The organism is Trichocoleus sp. Lan (genome assembly GCF_039961855.1).
In the GTDB taxonomy this organism is placed as follows: domain Bacteria; phylum Cyanobacteriota; class Cyanobacteriia; order Cyanobacteriales; family FACHB-T130; genus FACHB-T130.
Genome location: NZ_JAMPKA010000006.1, coordinates 195,239 through 220,733 on the forward strand (window position 1 = coordinate 195,239; position 25,495 = coordinate 220,733).

At 48.7% G+C, this 25,495-nt stretch carries 24 protein-coding genes, 1 tRNA gene and 1 pseudogene; 12 read left to right on the top strand and 14 right to left on the bottom strand.

All coding sequences use genetic code 11. From position 1 onward, the window contains the following. Together NDA03_RS07990 and NDA03_RS07995 are read left to right on the top strand one after the other, a co-directional pair. The gene (locus tag NDA03_RS07990; protein WP_348237760.1) at positions 1–897 is read left to right on the top strand and encodes an ABC transporter permease; all 897 of its coding nucleotides are present in this window, start codon (positions 1–3) and stop codon (positions 895–897) included. A 135-nt stretch (positions 898–1,032) separates the two neighbouring features. Next, complete coding sequence (locus NDA03_RS07995) at positions 1,033–1,422, top strand: hypothetical protein (protein WP_348237761.1); 390 nt, start codon at positions 1,033–1,035, stop codon at positions 1,420–1,422. Positions 1,423–1,518: 96 nt separating this feature from the next. Here NDA03_RS07995 and NDA03_RS08000 read toward each other — a convergent pair whose 3' ends face one another. Beyond that, positions 1,519–1,959: a peroxiredoxin gene (locus tag NDA03_RS08000; RefSeq protein ID WP_348237762.1), complete on the bottom strand. Its 441-nt coding sequence runs from the start codon at positions 1,957–1,959 to the stop codon at positions 1,519–1,521. A 248-nt stretch (positions 1,960–2,207) separates the two neighbouring features. Here NDA03_RS08000 and NDA03_RS08005 point away from each other — a divergent pair, with 248 nt between their 5' ends. The 4 genes from NDA03_RS08005 to NDA03_RS08020 all read left to right on the top strand — a co-directional run bounded on the left by NDA03_RS08005 (position 2,208) and on the right by NDA03_RS08020 (position 6,275). Beyond that, positions 2,208–2,615, top strand: a complete 408-nt coding sequence (locus NDA03_RS08005) for an Npun_F0494 family protein (protein WP_348237763.1) — start codon at positions 2,208–2,210, stop codon at positions 2,613–2,615. Positions 2,616–2,773: 158 nt separating this feature from the next. After that, positions 2,774–4,279, top strand: a complete 1,506-nt coding sequence (gene cobQ / locus NDA03_RS08010) for a cobyric acid synthase CobQ (protein WP_190410966.1) — start codon at positions 2,774–2,776, stop codon at positions 4,277–4,279. A 73-nt stretch (positions 4,280–4,352) separates the two neighbouring features. Beyond that, positions 4,353–4,592 carry a 2Fe-2S iron-sulfur cluster-binding protein gene (locus tag NDA03_RS08015; protein WP_190410965.1) on the top strand — a complete coding sequence of 80 codons (240 nt, stop codon included), beginning with the start codon at positions 4,353–4,355 and terminating at the stop codon, positions 4,590–4,592. A gap of 27 nt (positions 4,593–4,619) precedes the next feature. Then, the gene (locus tag NDA03_RS08020; RefSeq protein WP_348237764.1) at positions 4,620–6,275 is read left to right on the top strand and encodes a site-2 protease family protein; all 1,656 of its coding nucleotides are present in this window, start codon (positions 4,620–4,622) and stop codon (positions 6,273–6,275) included. Between the two features lie 93 nt (positions 6,276–6,368). On the opposite strand, the gene NDA03_RS08025 is transcribed toward NDA03_RS08020, so the two are convergent. The 3 genes from NDA03_RS08025 to NDA03_RS08035 form a co-directional block, all read right to left on the bottom strand. Then, entirely contained in the window at positions 6,369–6,815 is a 447-nt protein-coding gene (locus NDA03_RS08025; RefSeq protein ID WP_190410963.1) for an SRPBCC family protein, read from the bottom strand. Between the two features lie 49 nt (positions 6,816–6,864). Next, entirely contained in the window at positions 6,865–8,334 is a 1,470-nt protein-coding gene (gene zds / locus NDA03_RS08030; protein ID WP_348237765.1) for a 9,9'-di-cis-zeta-carotene desaturase, read from the bottom strand. A gap of 137 nt (positions 8,335–8,471) precedes the next feature. Next, the gene (locus NDA03_RS08035) at positions 8,472–10,124 is read right to left on the bottom strand and encodes a hypothetical protein (protein WP_348237766.1); all 1,653 of its coding nucleotides are present in this window, start codon (positions 10,122–10,124) and stop codon (positions 8,472–8,474) included. Positions 10,125–10,422: 298 nt separating this feature from the next. Here NDA03_RS08035 and NDA03_RS08040 point away from each other — a divergent pair, with 298 nt between their 5' ends. Further along, complete coding sequence (locus NDA03_RS08040) at positions 10,423–10,779, top strand: iron-sulfur cluster assembly accessory protein (RefSeq protein WP_190426631.1); 357 nt, start codon at positions 10,423–10,425, stop codon at positions 10,777–10,779. A 24-nt stretch (positions 10,780–10,803) separates the two neighbouring features. On the opposite strand, the gene NDA03_RS08045 is transcribed toward NDA03_RS08040, so the two are convergent. Further along, a complete protein-coding gene (locus NDA03_RS08045; protein WP_190426628.1) occupies positions 10,804–10,974 on the bottom strand; it encodes a hypothetical protein in 171 nt (56 codons plus the stop codon). A 9-nt stretch (positions 10,975–10,983) separates the two neighbouring features. Here NDA03_RS08045 and NDA03_RS08050 point away from each other — a divergent pair, with 9 nt between their 5' ends. From NDA03_RS08050 to NDA03_RS08065, 4 genes are all read left to right on the top strand, one after another. Continuing rightward, on the top strand, positions 10,984–11,403 hold the full coding sequence (locus NDA03_RS08050; RefSeq protein WP_190410958.1) for a hypothetical protein: 420 nt from the start codon (positions 10,984–10,986) through the stop codon (positions 11,401–11,403). A gap of 364 nt (positions 11,404–11,767) precedes the next feature. Beyond that, on the top strand, positions 11,768–12,643 hold the full coding sequence (locus NDA03_RS08055) for a M48 family metallopeptidase (RefSeq protein WP_348237767.1): 876 nt from the start codon (positions 11,768–11,770) through the stop codon (positions 12,641–12,643). Further along, positions 12,622–12,705: transfer RNA gene (locus NDA03_RS08060), tRNA-Leu, on the top strand. The genes NDA03_RS08055 and NDA03_RS08060 overlap by 22 nt, the downstream gene beginning before the upstream one ends. Before the next feature lie 22 nt (positions 12,706–12,727). Then, a complete protein-coding gene (locus NDA03_RS08065) occupies positions 12,728–12,928 on the top strand; it encodes a hypothetical protein (protein ID WP_190410956.1) in 201 nt (66 codons plus the stop codon). A 6-nt stretch (positions 12,929–12,934) separates the two neighbouring features. Here the strand turns inward: NDA03_RS08065 and NDA03_RS08070 are convergent, their stop codons facing one another. The 6 genes from NDA03_RS08070 to NDA03_RS08095 form a co-directional block, all read right to left on the bottom strand. Beyond that, complete coding sequence (locus tag NDA03_RS08070; RefSeq protein ID WP_348237768.1) at positions 12,935–18,802, bottom strand: PAS domain S-box protein; 5,868 nt, start codon at positions 18,800–18,802, stop codon at positions 12,935–12,937. Positions 18,803–18,894: 92 nt separating this feature from the next. Beyond that, positions 18,895–19,989: a WD40 repeat domain-containing protein gene (locus tag NDA03_RS08075; RefSeq protein WP_190410954.1), complete on the bottom strand. Its 1,095-nt coding sequence runs from the start codon at positions 19,987–19,989 to the stop codon at positions 18,895–18,897. Next, on the bottom strand, positions 19,986–20,420 hold the full coding sequence (locus NDA03_RS08080) for a heavy metal-responsive transcriptional regulator (RefSeq protein WP_190410953.1): 435 nt from the start codon (positions 20,418–20,420) through the stop codon (positions 19,986–19,988). The genes NDA03_RS08075 and NDA03_RS08080 overlap by 4 nt, the downstream gene beginning before the upstream one ends. Before the next feature lie 27 nt (positions 20,421–20,447). Then, positions 20,448–20,741: a hypothetical protein gene (locus NDA03_RS08085; protein ID WP_190410952.1), complete on the bottom strand. Its 294-nt coding sequence runs from the start codon at positions 20,739–20,741 to the stop codon at positions 20,448–20,450. 247 nt (positions 20,742–20,988) lie between these two features. Beyond that, positions 20,989–21,159 (bottom strand): hypothetical protein, encoded by a 171-nt coding sequence (locus NDA03_RS08090; RefSeq protein WP_190410951.1) that lies wholly within the window; start codon positions 21,157–21,159, stop codon positions 20,989–20,991. A 104-nt stretch (positions 21,160–21,263) separates the two neighbouring features. Beyond that, positions 21,264–21,482 (bottom strand): TOBE domain-containing protein, encoded by a 219-nt coding sequence (locus tag NDA03_RS08095; protein WP_190410950.1) that lies wholly within the window; start codon positions 21,480–21,482, stop codon positions 21,264–21,266. Positions 21,483–21,863: 381 nt separating this feature from the next. Here NDA03_RS08095 and ald point away from each other — a divergent pair, with 381 nt between their 5' ends. Further along, on the top strand, positions 21,864–22,952 hold the full coding sequence (gene ald, locus NDA03_RS08100) for an alanine dehydrogenase (RefSeq protein ID WP_190689918.1): 1,089 nt from the start codon (positions 21,864–21,866) through the stop codon (positions 22,950–22,952). Here ald and NDA03_RS08105 read toward each other — a convergent pair. From NDA03_RS08105 to NDA03_RS08115, 3 genes and pseudogenes are all read right to left on the bottom strand, one after another. Beyond that, positions 22,941–23,069, bottom strand: coding sequence for a hypothetical protein (locus NDA03_RS08105; RefSeq protein ID WP_277877502.1), 129 nt, complete (start codon positions 23,067–23,069; stop codon positions 22,941–22,943). The two genes, ald and NDA03_RS08105, sit on opposite strands and share 12 nt — an antisense overlap. Then, the gene (locus NDA03_RS08110) at positions 23,047–24,483 is read right to left on the bottom strand and encodes a cation:proton antiporter (protein WP_348237769.1); all 1,437 of its coding nucleotides are present in this window, start codon (positions 24,481–24,483) and stop codon (positions 23,047–23,049) included. Before NDA03_RS08110 ends, NDA03_RS08105 begins: the two co-directional genes overlap by 23 nt. A gap of 119 nt (positions 24,484–24,602) precedes the next feature. Next, positions 24,603–25,329, bottom strand: a pseudogene (locus tag NDA03_RS08115) (STAS domain-containing protein); the annotation flags it as partial. Between the last annotated feature and the right edge of the window lie 166 nt (positions 25,330–25,495).

The window sequence follows — 25,495 nt, forward strand, 5'->3', positions numbered from 1 at the left end:
ATGAGCAGTACGATAACGCCTCCTAAACCTGATATCCGGTTGCAGCCAGAGGCAGCGGGTAAATCTAATGCCGGTGCTGCATCCAGCCTCGTCAGCGACTTTATTCAAGAAACTCTGGCTTTAACGAAGCGCTTATTCATTCAATTGCAACGGCGTCCCTCAACGCTCGTGGCAGGAATTATCCAGCCTTTAATGTGGTTGGTTCTCTTCGGGGCGCTATTTCAAAATGCTCCTCAAGGCATTTTTGGGAATAACTTGAGCTACGGACAATTTCTCGGTGCCGGTGTGATTGTTTTTACTGCCTTTGCCGGGGCACTGAATGCTGGATTGCCAGTGATGTTTGACCGGGAATTTGGCTTTCTCAACCGCTTATTAGTCGCTCCTCTGGCATCCCGATTTTCGATTGTGGCTGCCTCAGCTATCTATATTGTGACGCTGAGCTTAATCCAAGCGGCAGTGATTGTGGCAGCCAGTGCTTTTTTAGGAGCCGGTTTACCCAATCTTTTAGGCTTGGGCGCGATCGCATTGATTGTTCTATTGCTGGTTCTAGGTGTCACTGCTTTGAGCTTGGGTTTAGCTTTTGCTTTGCCCGGTCACGTCGAGCTGATTGCTGTAATTTTTGTTACTAACCTGCCTTTACTGTTTGCTAGCACAGCCCTCGCCCCTCTATCTTTCATGCCCAATTGGTTGCAGGTTGTCGCAACACTTAATCCTCTAAGCTATGCAATTGAGCCAATTCGTTATCTGTATCTCCACAGTGATTGGGCACTCAGTAGCGTCGTCATGCAAGCGCCTGGGGGTGCTGTAACTTTTGGGACTGCGATATTAGTGCTTCTCGGTTTTGATGCAGTAATATTATTAGCAATTCAACCACTGCTGCGTCGTCGGTTTGCTTAAGAATCGTCTTGAGTGATGAGTACCAAGTCTTGAGCGAGTTTTGAGTTGTAAAGTTGAACATAGAGGTCAAATTTTTCGTCTTTATTCAAAACTCAAAACTCAAAACTTTCGTAACGTGTTTCGCCCCAAATTGTCATGAATAAAAAAACTAAACTGGTTCTCGGTGTCCTGGCTGGCATGGGATTTGTCTCCTGCTTGCTGCCTCAATTAACTCTGGCTCAATCAACTCTGTCGCAACCAGGAGAGGTCAATCCCGCAGACACTTTCCAAGAGCAAAATACAGATCCATTTTCTCGGACGAATAATGGCGGTGCTTCCGGTGTTTTTGACCTAATGCATCGAGCCACCTTAGGCAACATTCGTAGTATGGACGAGTTTAATAACGACCAGAAGAACAATCTGAATACTGCCGCCGATCAGTTCCGGCGTCAACAACTACAACTTCTTGGTACTCCAAATCAGGCAGCACCTGTAGCACCTGTCACTCCAGCAAACTCAGTTACCCCTGCATCTTCGACGCCATAACTAATCAGTATTCAAATAGTCCTGTGATGGAGAAGCCCGGTTTCCTTAATGGAAATCGGGCTTCTCGGATTATTTCTAAAGACTAAAGTCGTCGGCTCAAGAAGCCAGTGCCGCTAAGATATCCTGAGCATGACTACCCGTGTTAACGCTGGAATCAACGTGAACGATCATGCCAGTACCACCAATCACGTAGGTTACGCGCTGGGCATAACCGCTACTTCCTTCAACGTCATAAGCTTTGATAATGCTACCATCGACATCTGCCAGTAGGGGAAAAGGCAAATTGAACTTCTCGGTGAATTTCTGGTGAGACGCTTCATCATCCTTGCTAACGCCCAAGACTACAATATCTTTGCCTTGATAGTCTGCATAGGCATCTCGAAAGCTACAAGCTTGTTTGGTACAGCCGGGTGTATCATCTTTGGGATAAAAATACAAAATCACAGTTTTTCCTGCCAAATCAGACAACGAGACAGTGTTCCCATTGGTATCTTTGGCGGTGAAAGTGGGTGCCGTTGTACCGACTGCTAGAGCCATAAATTCTATTTCCTGCTCAGTTATGATTGTTTGGTGAAAATCAAATTTTACAATATTTTAAAATTCCGCTTGGGCTAAGCTAAGGTGGATGACGGCAGTCAGTCTCCTAACGAGACGCGCCGGAGAGCGTCTACAGCTAAAACCATAAAGCTTGTGGGTGCGATCGCTAAAAGTCGGTTAATAAATAATCGATATTGACTAGATGGCAATTTTTAATCCTCTGCTGTTTCCTGAAATTAGATGAAGAGATGAATTCTGTTGAGGCAAAAAACTCCCAGTCGATTCAATATTCCCCTGGCAGTGTATCCCGTGCCGAACGAGCGATGCGCTGTTCGCCCTTCCTCCTGCCTTTGTTTGCAGCGATGCGCTCAACCAGCGTTCCCCTGCAAGCGATCGCGGGTGCTTCAGGCGTCCAACACCAGTACACCCGCCATCCTGTGCGGGAACTAGGCGCAGAAAGTTCGCTGTTGTGGCTGATTCAGGTAGGCATTCTGCGGCGAGAGGTGGATGGTCAAGGAATCACCGATAGTTTTCGCCTCACACCCTTGGGACGCCAATTGGTTGAAAAATGGGAACTTCAGGGTGGTTCGTGGCCTACCCCCTCTTTTAGCGATCGCTTCTATAATGCCTTAAATCGTTGGTTCCGGTTGTTTTGAGGACTGAGGACTGAGGACTGAGGACTGAGGACTGAGGACTGAGGACTGAGGACTGAGGACTGAGTAAGAATTTTTCCCTGCCCCCCTGTTTTGTGCCTTTCGCCTGCTTGCCTGCTTGCCTGCTTGCCTGCTCTTCCCTATAACCCCAAACTATTAAAATGAAAGCGATTATGGTCGTGGGAACCACATCCCACGCAGGAAAATCTCTACTAACCGCAGCACTTTGCCGGATTCTATCTCGGCGCGGCTGGCGAGTATCTCCCTTTAAAGCGCAGAATATGGCGCTGAATGCTTACGTAACGCCCACTGGAGGAGAAATTGGTTATGCCCAGGCAGTCCAAGCTTGGGCTGCGGGAGTCACGCCCTGGGTGGAGATGAACCCAATTTTACTTAAGCCCCAAGGGGACATGACTTCCCAGGTGATTATCAAGGGCAGATCCGTCGGGCAAGTGGGTGCTGCGGAGTACTACGAGCAGTATTTTGATATAGGTTGGCAGGCAATTGAAGAATCGCTGCAACGTCTTTCCGAAGAATTTGACTTACTGGTCTGTGAGGGAGCGGGTAGCCCAGCGGAGATTAACCTTAAGCACCGCGACATGGCGAATATGCGGGTCGCGAAGCATTTAAATGCCTCAACCTTGCTGGTCGTGGATATCGACCGGGGGGGCGCTTTTGCCCATGTAGTCGGTACTCTGGAGTTGCTGGAGAAGGAAGAACGGGCGCTGATTAAGGGGATTGTCATTAATAAATTCCGAGGACAGCGATCGCTCTTAGACTCCGGCATCACCTGGCTAGAAGAACGCACCGGCATTCCCGTTGCAGGTGTCATTCCCTGGATCGATCAAGCTTTGCCCGCCGAAGATTCCCTAGATTTGTTTGAGCGTCGCACGACCAAATCTCACAGCGATCTCACCATTGCCATCATCCGCCTTCCCCGGATTTCTAACTTCACCGATTTTGACCCTTTGGAAGCAGAATCCAGCGTTACGGTGAAATACATTAGCCCCAGAGAACCCTTGGGACATCCGGATGCCGTGATTATTCCAGGTTCCAAAACCACCATCGCTGACTTGATGCTGCTGCAAAAAACCGGCATGGCGCAGGCAATTCAAAATTACGCGGCAGCAGGCGGTACTATTCTGGGAATCTGCGGCGGTTTCCAGATGCTAGGCAAATTTTTAGCCGATCCTGAAGGAATTGAAGGTGAAACCGGACGTTACAAAGGTCTGGAATTGTTACCCGTAAAAACCGTAATTACCGCCCAAAAAATTGCCCGCCAACGACTCGTAACTTCTAACTATCCTCAAACTGGTTTACCTGTCGCCGGTTATGAAATCCATCAAGGGCGCACGCGGCTGTTGGATTCAGAGGAAGGAATGGGAGCATCCGGACACGCACCCAAGCAATACTCCTACAAAACCCTATTTGACGACCCGAGTTTAGGGATTGTCGATGCTACTCAATCCGTTGTGGGTACTTATCTCCACGGTCTTTTTGATAATGGCCCTTGGCGAAGAGCTTGGTTAAATCACCTACGGCAGCAACGGGGGCTTCCATCTCTCCCCACAGGCGTTGCCAACTACCGCGAACACCGAGAAACCATTCTGGATTCGCTGGCAGATACGGTGGAAGCTCACCTGGATTTAAACCCTATTTTGTCTTAAGGCATGGGTAATGGGTCATTGCTTTTCACCCATTACCCATTACCAAATACCCATTACCCATTACCAACTACTGATGAGCGTAAGTGTACTTTTTTTACCTGACGAGATTGCGGTTGACGCTGAGGTAGGAGAAGCGTTATTACAGGTAGCAGAACGGGCTGGGGTGTTCATTCCCACCGGGTGCCTGATGGGTTCGTGTCACGCCTGCGAAGTGGAGGTAGCGGACGGACATACCATCTGTGCTTGTATCACAGCAGTACCGGCAGGGTGCGAACAATTAACAATCAATCTCTACGTTGACCCCGCCTGGTAGCAAACTACACACAGGGTTGGGCCGTTAATGGAATATTTGCTTTACGGATTAGCAGTCTATGGGTTGCTAGTAGCGTGCCGCTACTTGATTTTTTTTCAGCGACTTTTAGGCTTGACTCTACAGTACATCGATTACGAAATTCGGAGCGGCGAGGAAATCCCTGCTTATATCAAAGATTTATTTGAGATTCCGTTGCCAGAACTTGAAAAGCTAGGGTTTCAGTTCCATTCCTATTTCAGCTTTAATGACATTTACCTGGATGTCTCGAAAAGCTGGGGGATGGTGCTATACAACGAGGTATTTAAAACATTCGCTAATGTAAACATTCGTAGCCTACCGGAATCGGTGAGGCTGTTTACGATCGAGTTTCTTACGTTTTTTGAGGATGGTCTCCTATTACACACGATGAATGGACAGGCTTTCGGGGTGATTGGAGAAATACCCAATACCATTCTCCAAGATCCTTACGCGGTGGAAACCCAAGAGCAGTGGCAAGTCCATCAAGACAAGCTTGAGCATTTGGCACTTGCAAAAACGCCCGTCGCGATGTCATCAAAAGCGTTTATTGAGAGATTGCGATCGCATCATGTCACCTACATAGACAGCTTGGTGAAATCAGGGCAGCTGTCACCGATTAAAGGAACGGAACTGCTAGAACTTAAGCTCGGTGCTGCGATGAAAACAGCGATTCAGCTGGGACGGGATAGCGGCAAGTATACAACTCTGGTCAAAAAGTGGACGCAAAAGGCAAAAACAGAACCCTATCGGTATGTGGAGATTCCTTCGGCGGTAGAAGTGGAGGGATTCCGCCGGATGGAACGAATCGAACGGGGACGCGCCAGAAAAGGAATAAAGTCGTGGTTGTTGCTTGGCAGCTTGGTAGTGTTTGCCATCTCCTTTACGCCGTTTTTCGACTTGCAGACACTGCTGATTCTCATCGGCGTCCTGTTTTTGCACGAACTAGGACACTTTTTGACGATGAGAGGGTGCGGCTATAAAGATACGTCGATTTTCTTCTTGCCCTTATTTGGTGCTGCGGCTTCCGGACGCAAAGAAAATGCGACGATTCGGGAAAAATTTCTAGTTTTGCTGGCGGGTCCGGTTCCAGGGATAATCTTAGGAGTTGCGATCGCGCTGGCAATTCCTGATTCTCTCCAGCGTTCCTTAGGGTTGCAAGAGGTAATCAGCTTTCTGGTGATTATTAACTACTTCAATCTACTTCCTATCTTGCCTTTAGATGGAGGACGCATCCTAGACTTATTAATATTTTCCCGCCATCCCTACACCGATGTTCTGTTCAAACTTTTCGCAGTTGGGTTGCTAGTTTTTATCGGTATGAGTCCGGGGACTGGTATTTTTCTTTTCCTCGGATTTTTGATTGCGTTTAGCATCCCTGCTAGCTTTCGCAGTGCCAAGATTCTGAAGATACTGCGGCGAGAACTGCCCCAATCAACTGACGATTCTGATAGCGTACTGATGGCTATTTTCCAAACGCTCAAAAAGTCTGGTTACGGTTCCCTACCGTTTGCTCAGAAGTACAGAATGGTCAAAGATATTGCCCAACGCTGTCGGGAATCCCATTCTAGTTGGGGAACTCGGCTGTTGTTGTTAGGCGTGTATTTGATGTGCTTATTTGGCGGATTGGTGATTGCGTTTGTCACGCTGCTACCCCAAAGTTCTTGAACCGCGAAGACGGAAAATGCGATCGCATTTGCGTTTTTTTCTTAATATCTCCCTCTAAAATCTCTCTCAGCTTTTAAGAAGGGGTGATTACTACTAAGTATTCCCTTGGGATTTAATCGCGTATTCTCGAAACCGATCCAAATCAGCTTGAATCGTGGATTCGACAACGCGCCCCAGGAAGAGATTATCCATTAACCTGCCCAACCAGCCTGGAATGGCGTAAGCCACCGTTAGCTTAACAATGCTACTGCCGTGCCGGTCATAAAAGCGAATCGCACCCCGATTGGGTAATCCACCAACAGATTCCCATTGGATAATCTGGTTAGGCACCTTTTTGACGATACGGGCAAGCCAAGTGAATTCTAAGCCACCCGTGGCTAGTTTCCAGCGCGACAAGGTTGGGTCATTATCCAGAACTGTAACCGAGTCGATCCACTTCATCCACCGAGGCATTTGCTCCAGATCGGACCAGAGGTTCCACACCTCGTCAATGGGAACCGGCACCTCTACCTGCACGCTATGCTCTAGCCACTCAGCCATTTACTTCTTTTTTCCTTCGCACTATGCAGCGTTTTTTCGGTTTATTCCCCTAAACTGCCGACAACTGGCTCTTACCCTTTATTTCCTGTACATTTTCTAAAATCGCCTTTGCTGCCTGACGCCCAGACAGGGTTGCCCCTTCCATACTATCTATGTAATCTTGCTGAGTATAGCTACCCGCAAGGAAGAAATTGGCGATCGGCGTCTTCTGAGGAGGACGATAGGGGTCCATGCCAGGGGCTTCGCGGTAGAGAGACTGAGCCAGCTTCACCACACTGTACCAAGTCATGTTCAAATCGCGGGAGGAAGGGAATAGCTCGTGTACTTGCTTGAGGACGTGTTGAGCGATCGCTTCGTTACTTTCTTTGATAAACGGATCTCCCGGCGTCAGCACCAACTGCAACAACGAACCTTGCCCTTCGCGGTAATAATCAGAGGGACTCGTTAACGCTAAATCTGCAAAGCAGGAAAAGTCGGCATCCGCTGTATAAAGCAGATTATCAATTCCGGCAGCATGATCCACTTGGTGTCTTTCTTGGGCATCGTGCAACTCAGTGACCCAGCCATCAAACCGCAGCTGCACTGTCGCCACTGGTACGGTATCTAACTTATAAATATTGTCAAATTCCGACCATTGACGCCATGCTTGCGGCAAAACGCGCTGAATTCCCGGCACGTCGCAGGCGCAGACATAAGCATCAGCGGTAATGGTTTCTTCAGTTTCTCCTTGTGCAACCAGTAAGCCAGTCACTCGCGTCTCGTTGCCTTCGCCAGTATATTGAATTTCTCGTACCCGGCGACGAGTATGAATTTTCGCGCCTCGGGCTTCTATGTATTCAATAATCGGCTTGTGCAGATACTCGGAGGGAGAACCTTCCAGCATTCGCAGCACCGATGCCTCGGTTCTAGCAGCAAACATCTGAAAGATGGTCAGCATACAACGAGCAGAAATATTTTCGCAATCAATAAATCCAAGTGCATAAGCAATCGGGTTCCACATCCGCTTGATGCTGCCATTACTGCCACCGTGACTGCGAAACCAATCGGCAAAGCTAATTTTATCGAGAGAGCGAATTGTTTTCATCGAACCCTCGAAGTCTACCAAGCCGCGCACGATGGTACTGCTGCCCAGGGCGATCGCATTCTGTACTTTATCCTGCAATGACAGCTGCGATGTTGTAAAAAATGCTTTTAATCCGTTGAAAGGCGCACCCGTGATGAAGCGAAAATCCAAGGCACCTGTGACGCCGCCTTGATTGATAAAGGTGTGGATATGTTCTTTCAGGCGCAAATTGTTATCTGCCCCTACCTTTTTCATCAATTCAAATAGCTGGTAGTAGTTCCCAAAAAAGACGTGCAACCCCATCTCAACGTGATTGCCGTCGGCATCTACCCAGCTGGCGACTTTACCCCCCACAAACGGACGAGACTCAAAGATTTCGACTTCGCAACCGGCATCGACTAAATCAACTGCCGCCGCCATTCCAGCCAATCCTGCCCCGACGATTGCAACCCGCATGCCATCTGTCCTTCTCAATTTCTTTACAAAGTTTAACAGGTGACAGCAGAAGATTACCGATTTTCATCGCCTGGATTGAGGAATTGGATATTGGCGATCGCTCACGGCGTCCCCATCTCCTCTAGCCCTTTGCCGCTTCACTCGAATTCAAACTGAGGCATCAGCTGGAGCAACCCCAATCCTAAATCTTTACTAGAGAGCGATCGCGCTTCAAATAAAGCCATCATGTCGCCTAGCTGAGGATTTCCCCTAGATGCGCCTTTTAGTCCCCTAGCCACAATCAAGCCGCAGTAGCCTTTAGTTTTCTTACAACGCTGATCCCATTTGCGACGAGCTTCGCGATGAATCGGATCGTCTTCTTGAAATTCACCAAACAGGTACATATTGCCATTTTCAGTTTGGAGAATTCCCAAGTCATAGCGATCGCCTTCAAAAGGATCTTCTCCCGGATTAAAGCAAATTCCCTTCAACCCTCCCGCGCCTTGGATTTGCTCAATCAATTCTTTTGCCTTGGGACGAGAAGTTTGAATCAAAATCACTGGCATTCCCTCTCCCGCCGCGATCGCCTCCTTCGCTTGATAGAAATCAGCGGTTTTACGCAGCAACTCTACTTTCTCCCAAGTCATCATCCCCAAGCTGAGGAAAGAATCTTTGGGAACCAAGTCATCCCGCAGGGGTAACGTCATCTCTTCGAGATCGCTGTCTTCCTCCTCTGCCAACCCTGCCACCTCTGCCATCTCAAACAGTTCCGTCGCCACATCGGGAACCGTTGCCACCTTAACGGGAATCGATTTTTGCAGATCCGCCTCTAGCGGTGCAGCGATGCGGTAGCGTTTGCTCAAGGTAGGGAATTTCTCTGCTGCCAGCTGGCGATTGGATGCTCGGAAAAAGCGATGAAGGGCTTCGAGTGCCACGTAAACTGCAATCGCTTCTTCCTCATATAAAAAAGGTCGCATCCCCTCTAACGGATGCACATTTCCGAAATTGGGTTGAATTTCTGAAAGCGGCAAGTCAGCTAAATCAATGTCTTCGTCCTCTTCATCTTCGTCTAAGGAATCTTCAGCCTGCTCGAAGGTGACAAACAAGCAATCTTGCCCTAAAAATGCTTCTTCTAGCTCCTCAAAAGACTCCTTTGCCAAAACCGACGACCGAAACCGTTTCAGAGAGTCCAGAGAGCGATACAACAAAATGCCGTACTCCATGCCCAGCATTCCCATCACCGAGGCGTACAGCGTCTCTACATCCCACTGGTTTAGCTCAATTGAGATAATCTGGTGGTCGGCAAGCAGTTCCCAAGGTGCATCGTCCCAAATCTCATATGCTTTTTGTACCAGCAACTCGGCATATTCAGGCGGTAGTTTGGGGGGACGGGTGCTGGTGATTTCTTGGAACCCGCGAAATAGTTCGTCAATCAGGGGCAGTTCTGGTACATAATCAACAGCAATGTCTAGATCCTGAAGAACACCCCGTAGGTAGAACTGAAGTTCTCTGTGTCGGACTACAATTTTCTGAGGACGGGATGGCTTGGCAGGGCTGTGGGGATGTTCCATTGCTCGCAGCAGGGCGCGAACAACGGCTTCCGGCCCAGTCTCGGAAGTCACGACATCCATCGCTCGAACCATTCCTTCGACGCCATCCACCCAAACAATGCATTCGCTGTCTGTCTGAGTATCCGACTCTAAGCTTTGCGCCATCCCAGCAGATAATCGACGGCGATCGCCTTCCCAGACGCTAGGAATTTGTTGTAAAGTTTGCAGCCGACGAGACGTGGAGCGAGTGAGAACAGACATAGACTATGCCAACTGGGGGAACAACACACCGTGCGCTTTGTAGATCCTCATTTTAAATACTAATCGCCTCTCTGCCGTCCTCCTCTAAACGAATGCTTGGCAGTGATGAAAGCACCACAATACAATCCTTGCGCGATCGCTCTATCTAACCCCAACGCCTAATCGTTAACATAAATAATAAAAAGCTTTTCGCTTCGCCGGTCTGCGGTTAAGTTAAGAATCTTCGATAAAATTGACCTAGTGGACTGGCTTCCTCAAGTCGTCTAGATAAAACACCAAATTAGGAGTCGAGAGCGCCATGACACAAGCTACTCAATCGCAAAAACGCGGCATCCAGTTAAGCGAATCTGCCCTCAAACACGTTCTCTCTCTGCGGGAGAAACAAGGCAAGGATCTATGCCTGCGAGTTGGCGTCCGCCAAGGTGGCTGCTCTGGAATGTCGTACATGATGGATTTTGAAGAGCCTAGTCAAATTCGGGAAAACGATGAAGTCTACGACTACGATGGCTTCAAAATTGTCTGCGATCCCAAGAGTATGCTATACCTCTATGGTCTGATGCTGGACTATAGCGATGCCATGATTGGCGGTGGCTTCCAATTTACAAACCCCAATGCTGCTCAAAGCTGTGGCTGCGGTAAGTCATTTGGAGTCTAAGTCATTTGCATTTGGTGTCTAAGTTCAAGCTTGGCGTACAGTTTGTAAAAACTTCTGATTGGAAAGCAGGTATCCCGCCTGCTTTCCAGATAAGGGTGGATTCAACCTCCCATTGCCCCGTAAAATAACGCATCCGGCGAAGAGAGCGTCGCTATCTAGCCCGCCATCCGCTACGCGATCGCTAACATCTTTCATCTTTCAGAAATGACCGAGCCAATTAACGACCTTTTTGACAATGGCCTAGAACGCTATAAAGCGGGAGAAGGCCCGGATACTTTGCTTCCTGTTTTCAAGGATATTTGCGATCGCGCCCCCAAACTCACTGCTGCCTGGATTTGCCTGTCGTGGCTGTATCTGTTGGACGATCAAGCCACTCTGGCCTACAAAGCCGCTCAAAAAGCTGTTAAGTTAAATCCCCAAGATCCCCAGGCTCACATTAACCTAGTTCTGGCAATGCTTGAAGAAGGGAAAACCGGCGTCCGGCAACACATTGAAGAAGCTCAGCGCTCTCTGGCGATTAATCCAGAATTACGCCCCGATATCCAAGAAAGTATTGAGGATGGATTAGCGAGAAAACCCGACTGGAAGGGTTTAAATCGGGTAAAAAACTGGTTGTTTACCTAATTGGAAATTGTCCTCAGAATCCCTAACTTTGAAAGTAAGATATTGAAGAAGTTAGGGCTTTTCAGGATATAATTATTTAATTAAATATGAATAATATGTTTTAAATAATGGAATATTAGCAGTTATAAAAAAAGCAAAACCGTTCCATTATAAAAGTATACCAGTTGTGGACGAAGAGGAAGATAAAATAGGTACAATGTTTTGTAAATCGCATTAATAAAACATAGTTAGGTGCGCCGTTTAGAAACAAAAACAAAGCGCCCTCGCTATACTAATTTGGGATATCTAATCTCACGATCGGCCTGAGATTAGCACCGCATCAATCAATTTTTTTGTCTTAGTTCTTTTTTTTGAGATTTCCTCCATGTTGCCTTCAAGGACACCCTTAATTGGTCTCTCGGCAGATAAATTTCGCCATCCCTTAGATTTAGAAGCGACTAACGCCTTAAAACAACTGCCGGGAATGGATATCCTGGTCAGAAATCTGCTTGGTCCCCTCGCAGAACAGTTTTTTTATTTGGAAAATATAGCGGCGGGCGTCCTCGTAGGCGAACAACAACTGCCTCATCTGCATCAACTGCTGTTAGAAGCGTGCCAAATATTAGATTTGGAACCCCCGCAACTGTATGTCCGTTCCTCACCCACGCCAAACGCCTACACCTTTGCCATGCGAGGAAAGCAGCCATTTATTGTGTTGCACACCTCTTTAATCGATTTGCTGACACCCGAAGAGATTCAGGCAGTCATCGCCCACGAACTGGGACACCTAAAATGCGAGCATGGAGTGTACCTAACACCCGTCAATATTATGGTGTTAGCAGCAGGATTAATTCCGACTTGGGGTGCAGCGATCGCTGAAACTTTGAGGGGACAGATGCTACAGTGGCTGCGATGTGCAGAATTTACTTGCGATCGCGCTGCACTTCTCGCCACTCAAGACTCTAAAGTCGTCAGTTCCGTCTTAATGAAACTGGCTGGAGGTTCACCCATTCTTGCGCCGCAGCTGAATCTGGAAGCCTTTTTAGATCAAGCCAGAGCTTACGACGATATCAGTAAAAATCAGCTGGGTGAAATGCTCAAACAAGCGCAGACAGCCCAACTCAGCCACCCAGTACCCGTCCTGCGGGCGCGGGAAATTGACCGTTGGGCTAGCAGTCAAGAATATCAAGCCTTGCTACAACAGCATTCGATAGGCTATAATAGTGAAGCTAAACCCAAGGGCGGGTGGCGAAATTGGTAGACGCATCAGACTCAAAATCTGACGATCGTGAGATCGTGAGAGTTCGATTCTCTCCCTGCCCACTCTTTACACAAGAGAACGACCATGACTCAACGACTCAAGCGGTGGGAATCTCCCCGCCGAGAGGGACGAAACGACAAAGGGAAAGGTGGCTCCGCCAGGGCAAGACAGATTAGAAAGCAACAGAAGATGTTGCGGAAGAAGCTAAAAGACCAGGGCGCATCTGAAAATCGTCAAGATTCGAGGAGAGGGAAGTTAATCTTCCCTCTCTTTTTTTATGCATAATTCCAGTTAAGTTAGACCTTGAGAAATGGGAATCTCAATCCAAAACTCCGCTCCTTGTCCTGGTTTGGAGACACATTTTAAAGTGCCACCGTGCTTTTCCACCACAATTTGATAACTGATGGATAATCCCAGACCTGTACCTTTCCCTACAGGTTTAGTCGTAAAGAAGGGATCAAATAGGCGAGCTTTTACTGGCTCGGTCATCCCTGGGCCGTTATCAGCAATCCGAATCAAAACATAAGGGTCAGGAAGGGATTTCCCACGTCCCACTTCAGTCCGAATGGTAATGATTCTCGGTTCGGGCTGCGTTTCTAGGGCATCAATCCCATTGTTGAGCAGGTTCATAAACACTTGATTGAGCTGTCCCGCGTAGCATTCCACCAGCGGTAGATTGCCATACTCTTTAACAATTTCAATGCTGGGATAGTTGGGGGCGGCTCTCAGTCGATTTTGCAAGATCAGGAGGGTGCTATCAATCCCTTCATGAATATCCACTGCCTTCATGGCGGCTTCATCCAAGCGCGAGAAATTCCGCAGCGATAGAACAATCTGACGGATGCGGTCAGTCCCCATCTTCATCGAACCCAGGATTTTCGGGAGGTCTTCTACCACAAAATCAAGGTCAATCGCCTCGATTTCATCTTGAATTTCCGGAACTGGATTGGGATAGTGCTGCTTGTAAAGCTGGAGGAGATTCAGTAAATCTTGGCTGTATTGATTTGCGTGGGTGAGGTTGCCGTGGATGAAGTTGACAGGATTGTTGATTTCGTGAGCAACACCAGCAACCATCTGACCGAGGCTGGACATTTTTTCACTTTGAATCAGATGACTTTGAGTTTGTTGCAACTGGTGCAAAGTTTGCTGTAGCTGGTGAGCTTTTTCTTGAGCTTGCTGTGCAGAGTCTTGAGCTTGCGTGTAGAGTTCGGCTTGGAAAAGCGCGATCGCGAGTTGGTCAGTTACCGCTTGCAGCAGTTCCACCTCCGAGCCACTCCAAGACCGAGAACCACGATGATGGATGCAACTGACCACACCAATCTCACCAGAAGGAGCTTGAATTGGCAGCGATAGGATAGCATTGTAGCCCGAAGCACTATAGAGTTCCTGTTCGGCTGGATCGCTGGCGTTTGCAAGATCGTCAACTTGGAGGATTTCCAAGTTGGTGAACTTCTGAGTTAGCGAACTTGCTGGGGCTGGGTATTGACCCAGCAAGCTAGGCAGGGTAGGTATCTTCGCTTCTTTTACCACTTCCCAGACTGGTTGTTCTGCTGATGGTCGATACCAAAGAAACAGGCATCGGTCAATCTGCAACAAATTGCGGATCTCCTGCACAGCCGTTCCTAATATGGTACTGACATCAAGGGAGTTCCTGATATCGCTGGACAAACGGTTGAGCAGTGCCTCGCGTTGAGCGAGTTGTCTAAATCGTGCTTCCGAGTGTCGCAACGCCTCCTCTGCCTGTAGGCGCTTAACACCTAATGCAATCTCGTCCGCTGCAAATTCTAGCGCCCCCAGCGTAGCTTCGGTAAGCGGTTTCCGGGCAAACATGGCGATAACCCCTAATATCTGGTTTTCGATAATCAGGGGATAACCAGCGAAGGAGATCAAGCCCTCTCTTTTTGCCCAATCTTTATCAGCAACACGAGGATCGTCAATCACAGAGTTGGTCAGGTGGGGCTGGCACTCTTGGGCAATTAGGCCGATCTTGAATTGACCAACGGGTACGCGGCTATGAGAGCCATTAAGGTGGGTATACATCCCCGCACTCGCTTGCAACTCCAATACATTCTCCTCTCTGTTAAGCGTCCATAGCCTTGCAAACGCGGCATCGAGATGTTGGACTACAGCCTCGGTGCAGCGTTGCAGTATCACCTGCAAGCGATCGCCCTGAGTCAGCGCAGTGTCTACATCCGCACGAAACGCGGCTAAGCAAGCTTTCTCTGCTAGAGCTTCTTCAGCGGCTTTGCGTTCGGTTACGTCCACACCAATGCCCCAAGTGGTCCAGCCGGGAATGGGGAATCCCTCGGAGATATTCGACCATGCTACTGTTTTGACACTTCCATCTTTAGCTGTGATTTCCCATTCCCAGTTACGGTAGTTATTGCCAAGTTCAGCCCAGATGGTCAGCATTGATGTGCGATAGGCGGGATCTGGATACACCCACTCCAGTGCTTTGGGATTGCCAACAATTTCCGCAGCACTGTAGCCTGCAACCCTTTCGCACTCGCGGTTCCAGACAGTGATGTTTCCGTCTGCATCGAAGGCAGTCATCATAACTGGCATATTCTGAAGAATCTGGCGCAATTGTTCTTCCCGCTGCCGCAACGCCTCCTCTGCCTGTTTGCGATCGCTGATATTTTGCGTCAACGTCATCCCCGCAAAGATTTCTCCCTGCTGGTTGGTGACGGGCAGAATTTGCAACAGATAGGTGCGATCGCCATAGGGGATTTCAGAAACCGTCATGGCACCAGCTAATGCTGCTTGATACATCGGTTCCACAGTTTCGCAGGTGTCTGGAGGAAAAACCTCCCATAGGGTTTTTCCTTCCATAAGTTCTTTGGAAAGCCCGATGGCGGCTAATTCGCTTCCATCTGCCAGCAGGTAGCGCAAGTCCTTATCAAATAAAGCCACCGAACCGTCGGGGAAATTTCGGGCAAGGGCGCGGTATAGTTCTTCGCTTTGTCGTAGGGCTTCTTCTTGTTGCTTGCGCTGGGTGATGTCTAGTCCTGTTCCAAATAGCTTGATGACCCGACCCTCAGAGTTGATAATCGGTTGCCCTTTGGAGAACATATATCCAATCGAACCATCAGGGCGCAAAGTGCGATTGTCGAATTCGTAGGGCTTGCCTTCAGTAATTGCTAGCTCAACTGCTTTTACAAAAACTTCCCGGTCATCCGGATAAATTTTTTGCACCAACTCTTCGTAAGTCGGTACGGGTTGGTTCGGCTCCATACCCCACACGCGGAATAGTTCCTCCGACCAAGCGATTTCTCCAGTCGCCAGATCGAATTCCCAACTGCCGATATGGGCAATTTTTTGAGCTTCTGCAAGTCTAGTTTCGCTTTGGCGGATGGCTTCCTCTGCCCGCTTAGCAGGAGTGATATCGCGGGCGATCGTAGAGAAAAATTCAACCTCCCCATTTTCTAATTTATGGCTCATCCATACCTGGGAGATAGGAACCTCTCTGCCATCCCGGTGCTGCAACGCTGATTCGCCACTCCAAATACCTTCTCTGACAACAGCCTGCCACCCTTCGTTCAGAATCCCGTCGATGACTGAAGCTGCCATAAAATCGGGGATATACATCGTTGTAATATCCTCATTCTCGCCAATTCCTATCATTTGGCGACCGGCCTTGTTGACGTATAAGGCGCGTCCTTCTGCATTGGCGATGCCTACGAAGTCAGGTGTTGCTTCTAAGATTGCGGTCAGTCTTGCCTGAGCTTTTTCTGCCTGTTTGCGCTCGGTAATGTCAGAAGATAAACCATCTATACGAATAGCTTTCCCGGTTTCATCGTAAATCACCCGGCTCTTGTCACGAACCCAACGAACTTCGCCATCGGGTCGGAGAATTCGGTACTCTATGTCACCGCTGCCCTCGACTATAACCTGACGGTTGTATTCAAAGGCGCGATCGCGATCTTCGGGGTGAATGCTATCAAACCACACTTGGGGGTTGTCAAAGAAATCTTGTCTTGGGCGTTGATAAACACTCTCGGTAGCTGGGTTGAGGTAAAGCACTTCAAAGGTGCTGGCTGAAACAGACCACACCACGTCTTTCAGCGAATTTAGAATGCTGTTGAGCCGCGACTCGCTTTCGCTCAGAGCTGCCTCGGCTTGCTTGCGATCTGTGATATCGGTGGACAGACCATCCATGCGGGTAGCAGTACCGTGCTCGTCATAAATCATCCAGGCTCGACTGTAAACCCATCGCACTTCGCCATCGGGTCGGATAATTCGGTACTCCAGTTCACCATTGCCCTCTTGCATAACCCTGTGGTTATAGGCAAGGGCGAGTTCGCGATCTTCTGGATGAATAACCTCCAGCCAGAGGTTGGAGTTGTTGAAGAACTCCGAGTAAGACCGCCCATAAAACTTCTCAGCCACTGGGTTCATAAACAGCGTTTTATAGGTGGTGGCTGAAATAGACCACACCAAATCTTTAAGGCAATTTAGAATACTGTTGAGTCGTAACTCACTCTGTTGTAAAGCCGCTTCTACTTCCTTGCGCTCGGTGATGTCGTGCATCGCCACGACTGCACCTAGTTTTTTTCCTTGAGCATCAACGATCGCTTGTCCGCTAGCTAGTAAGGTGCGGATTTTTCCTTGCTTCGGGGCGATGATCATTTCTACTTCCCGAACCGTCTCTCCCCGAAACGCTCTAAACAACGGAATATCTTCCGTTTTCATCAGTGTTTTCCCATCAGGCAGATATAAATCGAAATGTTCAGCCCATTGCTCGGCAGGAAGAGCTTGTTCCGGCAACCCATGAAACTCTTGTGTCGCTCGATTAAATAGCGTTAAAACTCCATTGGCGTCACAAGCGACAATGCCGTCTGCCAAGTTATTCAGCAATGCATTTAAGAATTCTCTTTCTTTGTATAAAGCTTTCTCTGCCCGCTGGCGCTCAGTTATTTCGTCTTCTAGCTGCTGGAGGGTATGCCTTAATTGGGCGGTGCGTTCCTCGACTCGGATTTCGAGGGCTTCATTCGCCTGTTTGAGTGCTGACTCTGCTAACTTGCGATCGCTGATATCAACGAAGGTGACAACAGCCCCTTTGATTTCCTCACCCTCAAAAATCGGATAAGCCGAATATTCGGCAGCAAAAGCAGCTCCATCCCGCCGCCATAGAACTTCGTTGTCAATCCGGCAACTGTTCCTGTTGCGAACAGCACAAACAATCGGAGACTCAACACTGGGATAGAAGGAGCCATCGGGGCGACTGTGATGGATTAACTCGTGCATATCCTTGCCCATCACTTCATCCGGCTGGTATCCCAGCATCTGAGCCGCCGCTTTGTTGATGAAGGTACAACGTCCCTGTAAATCTATGCCGTAGATGCCTTCCCCGGTCGATTGCAGCAGCAATTGGATGTGATTAGCTAATTGCGATCGCTCTTGTTCGGTTCGGTGACGTTCGGTGATGTCTTTCATAAAACAGTGATGACCGATAAATCGCTGCTCTTGGTCGTAATCGCAGATCATCACCACTTGCTTATAAAAAATAGAGCCATCTTTACGGATGCCTCTCGTTTCAGCTTCTACCTTGCCATCCACCAACATTTTGTGGTAGGCAGCGATCAGCTTGTCGATCTCTTCCGGATGAACCGTTCGCTGCCATTCCATGCCAATCATTTCTTCAGGTTCGTAACCCGCTGCATTGGCGTAGGCTTTATTAACGGTAACGTAGCGCCCTTGAGTGTCTAGCCGGGAAATTCCTTCGACGGCATTCTCCAAGACAGCTCTTAAATTGAGGAGTTTTTCTTCAGCCGCTTTGCGATCGCTAATGTCACGAGCCACTGCATACAGCAAACCTTCTTCAGTGGAGATAGCAGAAGTCCATAATAGCCATTTATAGGAGCCGTCTTTGCATCGGTAGCGGTTCTCAAAAGAGATTGTTTCCGCGCCTGTAGCAAGCTTCTGCGCTTCGGTGATGGTTGCTTCCCAATCTTCCGGGTGAACCAACTCCATAAACGATTGGCTTAAGAGTTCTTCCTTCGTAAAACCCAGAGTTTTTTCCCAGGCAGGGTTCAGGTGCTTGAAGTAGCCATCAAGTCCGGCGATACAAAGCAGATCCAGCGAGAGATTGAAGAAACCCGCCTCTGCCCACTCGTATCCGTTTAGGCTCTTTCCTTTGTCGCGATTGTGAGTCAACACTTTGGTTTACTTCCTTCGTCTCAGATGGAACTGAACTTAGTTTTCCCATAAACCGAACTAAAAGTTGCCGCGATCGCACACTTAATGAATGTTTAGGGAACAGAGCCGACTTGCCAAATTTTAATGGTTCTGTCAAACCCCCCACTCGCCAGAGTTCGCCCATCAGGACTAAAGGCAACCGATTTCACCCAATCGGAATGTCCGACCAGCAAAGCAATCAGTTCGCCCGTTCTCAAGTTCCACAAGCGGACGCCATCCTGACTCGCGGTAGCCATAACTTGTCCAGAAGGAGCGATCGCGATCGCCCGAATCCAACCTGTATGCCCTGAAAGGGTGTAAAGCAATCGTCCGCTATTAAAATCCCAAACTTTGATGGTGCGATCGTAGCTGCCACTGATCAGCGTACTTCCATCCGGCGTGAACGCTAAAGTACTGATTGCACCGCTATGTCCCGACAATGAGTCAAGAAATCTTCCATTCTGGAGATCCCAGACCTTAATCGCAGTATCTTTGCCGCCGCTTGCTAGAATCTCCCCATTGGGATTTGGGGCAACTGCATAAGTTTGGTTATCGAAACGCACCAGGTTGTAAATCGGGCGCTGCGTTCTCAAATTCCAGACTCGAATCCCATCCAAAGCACCCGTCACCAGCATTTCACTATCCGAGGTAATCGCCGCTGACAGAATATTACTCGTATGATCCAGAAAAGTCCGGGTATATTTTCCAGTCTTCCAATTCCATAAATTCAGCGAGGAGTCATTGCTGCAACTCGCCAGAATTTCTGAATTAGGACTCATCGCAAGGGTCATCACTGCCTGACTATGCGCCCTGAGGCTACCCACTTCTTTCCAACTTCTCACCCACCAAAATTTTATTCTGCCGTCATTGTCGCTCCCCCCGCTGATGAGAAATTTTCCATCAGGGGTGAAGGTCAAGGAATCAATTGTCGCGTTGTGACCCTTGAGGGTGCGGAGGAGTTGAACGTTTCTCCAAGCTTCAGGAGGCAGGTTTTGGGCTGGGGCAGACGGAACAGCTTCAGCTTCCTGGATTATTGTTTTGGCGGCGGCTGGGAGAGGCTGACTGGCAAGGGCGAAACAATAAAAGCTAAAAGGTAAAAATGCAAAACTCAGAATTTTTTCTTTGTATAAATGCCTTTTGACTTTTGCCTTCCGAGCCGGAGGTTTCATGGTGCTGATTGAATATTGGGGCAGATAGTATGATCGATGTGGTGAGCGGGCGGTCGGTCTTGCCAACCAGAGATTAACCCTTCTAGTTCGCTCTTGAGGATTTCTAACGATTCAATTTGTTCTGCGATCGCCTCTACTTTCGCGTGCAGAAGCTGCTTCAAGGCACCGCAGGGTAACTGCCCCCGATCGTGAACTGTTAAAATTTCTTGAATCTCGCTGAGAGTGAGTCCGAGTGCTTGCGATCGCTTGATGAATGCCAGTCGATTAACAATCTCACGATTAAAAAGACGATAGCCGGAAGGTGTCCGCTTCACCGTCGGTGCTAACAGACCAATATCTTCGTAATAGCGAATGGTTTTGACAGGCAGACCACTCCGAGCGGCAACTTCACCGATTTTAAGCCATTCAATTGAAACAGAAGTGCCAATCATGGTTTTCGGAAGCTCCCACCCAAAGGGTTACGGTTTTGGATGGTGTTTGGAGTTACTCAGCATGGGCAGGACAGGACGAGAGGTTGGGGGGGGAAGAAAGTGTTTTGCCGTTTGGGGGATTGGTTCGACTTCTTTACCCTGGGTTTGCCACCAACGCAGAGCGATCGCTGCCCCTACTGTCAACACTCCGAAACTAAACAAACCCCAGCTTTCATCTACGCCGCCAATCACTGCATCTACAGCACCAACGATTACCACAAAGCTGGAAATTGGCTCTTTACGATAGGCTGACTTTAAAAATCTAGGCCACAAAGCATTCATCACGACTTGCTCTATTCCGTTATTCTTTAATCTAATTTCAGGTTATCTCATTCAAGAGTCAGGAGTCAGGCGGCAGAAGTCAGAATCATTTTTGGATTCTAAACTTCATCCTTCATCCCACCCTTCGGCAAGGGCAGAACCCTACATCCTGTATCCTGAGACAAATTCTTGTACTTGTTGTGCTAGACCGAGGAAAGCCTGTACGGGTTGCCGATTCCGAAGGACTAGACAAAAGAAGAGCGCTTTTTTATTGCAAGCCCAGCCAAGATAGCACTCCTTGACCCGTGACATATTCAATGAGCACCATTAGCAAAAAGCCGATCATTGCGGCTCGACCATTCAATCGCTCTGCGTAATCATTGAAGCCTAACTTGGGTTCTTCCAGCTTAGGAGTGGTCGTAGGTTGAAGTTGTGTCATGGCTTTGGCAATCCTTGCCCCTTCAGAGGTTTACAATTCGTTATAGATTGTCTTCTATTGTAGAGGTGCTAAGCCTTGAGTCAAGAGCAAAGCAAACACAGTTGCTAATCAACCTCTTTGATCACCATGACTTCGGTCGCCTTGATCAGGGCACTCACTTCATCGCCAACTGAAATTTGCAGATTTTCTGCCGAACGACGAGTAATCACCGCATCAATTAAGTTATCTCCCACCTGAATTGTCACCTCGGCGAGGATATCACCCAGTTGAATCGCAGTCACTTTACCCCTGAGTTGATTCCGTCCGCTAATTTGCATCGTCATATTGGTGTTTCCAAATCCTTTGGATAAGGTAGCCGTCTTGATTGTTGCAGCATTTTTGTGAAGTAATCCGAAAATTTTTGGGACTCCTAAATAAATAAGTAATGATGGGGATCAGGGGCGAGAGAGAGTTTCAGGAATAAAGAGACTTCAGGAGTAAAGGGAGAGGGGAGCGATCGATACCTCATTCGATACCTCATTCCCGATCGGCTGCCCCTCCCGATCGATGCGCGAATTACCCAAACCAAAAACCGTTTTACTTGAGAAGTTGTCAGTCCAATTTCTCACTCGCTCCTTCAGGGAGGTAACTCCCAATGCAACAAGTCACCAGGTGTGGCACCTATAGTCAATTCAATAGATAGCCGAGCAATTTGAGGTATATAAATGGAAATTGGCGTTCCCAAGGAAACCAAAGATCGTGAATTTCGGGTAGGGTTAAGTCCTAGTAGCGTCCGGGTACTCAGTGAAAACGGTCACGCGATTTTTGTAGAATCCGCGGCTGGTAATGGTGCTGGCTTCTCTGATGAAGATTATATTCTTGCCGGGGCAAAAATTGTCCTAGAAGCGAAGGACGCTTGGAACCGAGAACTGGTGGTTAAGGTGAAAGAACCGCTCAAGCCTGAGTACCAGTTTCTCCAGAAAGGGCAGATGCTGTTTACTTATTTACACTTGGCAGCCGATCGGGGGTTGACTGAGCATCTAATTGATTGTGGCGTCAGCGCGATCGCTTACGAAACGGTAGAACTCCCCGATAGAAAATTGCCCCTGCTCACCCCCATGAGCATTATCGCCGGTCGCCTCTCCGTACAGTTCGGGGCACAGTTTTTGGAGCGCCATCAAGGAGGTCGGGGGATTCTTCTGGGCGGTATTCCCGGTGTCAGACCGGGTAACGTGGTGATTTTAGGCGGCGGTGTCGTTGGCACCGAAGCGGCTCGAATGGCGGTAGGACTGGGTGCCCGCGTCCAGATTTTGGATGTGAATGTCGAGCGTTTGGCGTATCTGGAAACCCTCTTTGGCTCCAGAGTTGAGCTGCTCTACAGTAACTCCCTGCAAGTAGAAGCGGTCGTTTCGGAAGCCGATTTACTTGTGGGGGCGGTTTTAGTTCCAGGGCGTCGCGCCCCTATCTTAGTCCCTCGAAAGTTGGTACAAAAAATGCATCCCGGTTCGGTAATTGTCGATGTGGCAGTCGATCAAGGCGGTTGTGTCGAGACGGTGCGACCAACGACCCACACCAATCCTATCTACATCGAGGAAGGCGTCGTCCACTACGGCGTCCCGAATATGCCGGGAGCCGTTCCCTGGACAGCTACTCAGGGACTGAACAACAGCACTTTACCCTACGTCCTGAAGCTGGCGAACCAGGGGATGAAAGCTCTAGAACTCGACCCGGCTTTAGCAAGGGGCATCAATGTACAGAATCACCGCCTGGTTCATCCTGCCGTCCGCGAAGTGTTTCCCGATTTAGCTGATTAACTGTGACATTACGGGTAAGGAAATAGGCCAGAGGCTAGTAGTGGGGCGATCGCGATCTGTGGCGTTCATGGTACAGCGATCGCCCCCAGCGTCCTCACGGCGTAGGCTGAGATTCACTCACCAAAATTGATTGCTCACTGGCAGGTTCGCCCTTGCTTGGGGGTTCGACTGGCTCACCAAAGGCGCTCCGCAGAAACGGTGGAGCCAGAAATGTGGTCAGAATCACCATGATAATAATGGATACCTCTAACGGCTTATCCAGAACCCCACTCGCAGAACCGATTCCGGCAAACACTAGCCCGACTTCACCCCGTGGAATCATGCCAACTCCGATCGCGAGTCGATTAATTCCGGGCTGACCAAACACCGCCCAACCCGTCACTACCTTGCCGAGAATGGCAACTACCATCAAAAATGCGGCAATCAAAATTCCGGCACGATTCTCAGGCACCGTCGGATTCAACACGCCTAGATCGGCTCGCGCTCCCACCGTCACAAAGAAGATGGGTACCAGTAGATCGGCGATCGGTTTTACTAGTTCATCTAACTCATTACGGGCATCAGTTTCATCCAGAACCAAGCCAGCGGCAAAAGCACCCAAAATCGCTTCTAGATGAATCGCGCTGCCCAGAAATGCCATGAAAAAGGCAAAGATAAATGCTGGCATAACCACATTGCCACGGGTTTTGAATTTCTCCACAATCACATTGAAGGTTTGGTTGAAGATGCCACCCAACAAAATGGAACCGAGCAGAAACGCTGTTGCACTCACAATCAGGTAAATGACATTAGCAACATCAATCTCACCCGTTTTGGCTAAACTGGCGACAACAGCCAAGACAATGATTCCCAGGACATCATCAATCACCGCCGCACCAACAATGATTTGACCTTCTTTGGATTTAAGCTGTCCTAACTCAGACAACACTTTGGACGTAATTCCGATGCTGGTTGCCGTCAAAGCAGCGCCTGCAAAAATTGCTGGAATTGCAGGTGTGTGAAAGAACATCATCAAGCCAGCGGTACCAGCGGCAAACGGAACTGCCACCCCCACGCAGGCGACTATCGCAGCTTGAGAACCCACTTCTTTGAGTTGTTTGAGATCCGATTCCAGACCAATTTCAAATAGCAGAATAATCACGCCCAATTCAGCTAGCACTGAAATGACTTCACTCTGGGACTCATATACGCTCGTGAGGGCTGCGGGAGACAGATGATTAATCCATTGCAGCACGGTCATCACCGCTGAATCTGAGGCTGACAGTCCACTTTCGGGAAAGACGATCAGGTGTAAAGCAGATACCCCGACAATCACCCCTGCCACCAGTTCACCCAGAACGGGTGGAAAATCAAATTGTTTAGCGAGTTCCGCGCCGAGTTTACTGGCGATATAAATCACGACTAAACTCAGCAGAACTCCAGCCAGAACAATCGGTGAATTTTCTGCCTCTACCGTTGCTAACAAGGGCATGGGAGCAATCAGAGATGCCATCCCAGAACTTAAAGCTGTCATTGTATGGTTCAAAAACATGGGTTAGGTTTTGGTGGTAAAAATGAATCAAACCTTATTTGAATGAGAGGCAATTGATTGCCAGCTAGTTTTCTGACGCATTAGATCGCCTCGATTCATCAAACCTCCAAACAGGTGAATTAGGCAACTATCTCTTTGCGGTAAACCAGATCAACCGCTTGACGCAGGGCTTCAGTGCGATCGCTTAAGATATGCTCTCGGGTCACTAGATCGAACAGTCCTAACTTTTGCAAGCGGCGCTGAATTTTCTCGCTGGCACCGACTATGTAAACCTGTAACCCCTTATCGTGGGCATCGCGAATCGCGTTTTCAATCGCCAGCGAAGCCGTTACCCCTAGCAAGGGCACATCGCTAAGATCCATCACCAACGCATCGGCTTCCTTCATGGCATTGTGTTCCCGTGCGATCGCTTTCGACAAGCCAAAAATCATTGGACCAGTCAGGTAAAACAGCAAGACACGTCCGTTGCCTTTATCCAGCAGTTGCTTCTGTTCATTGGTCAACCGCGCATCGTCATCCGTATCGGTAATCAACTTGACTTCCTTGGATTGCAAATTGCTCAACCGTTCAATAGTGAGGATATTGGCAATAAATACACCAACACCCACTGCCACGATCAGATCCACAAACACTGTCAAGAACAACACCCCGTACATGATCGGGGAACCCTTGAGGGATCGCTGGTGCGATCGCTTCAGGGAAACTCCAGTCGAGAATATCAATCCCGACCCTAAGGGCAATCCCCGTTAACACTGCCATCGAAATCGGTTCGGTAAGTCTGGCAGCCCCCAAAACTACAACCAGCAGCACCAACGCCCGTGTTAAACCTGATAACGCTGAGGTGGCAACGAAAGGATTTTAGGTCAACCTACTTCAAAGGCGATCGCTCCTCAAATCATTAGACCTCCTGCATGAATGGTCAAGTAGTGTGCCAGTTCATAATCGAGATTGCACAATAAGGGAGTAGATCAGCATCAAGACACTGGGGAGTTGGTATGCCGTATACGGAGCT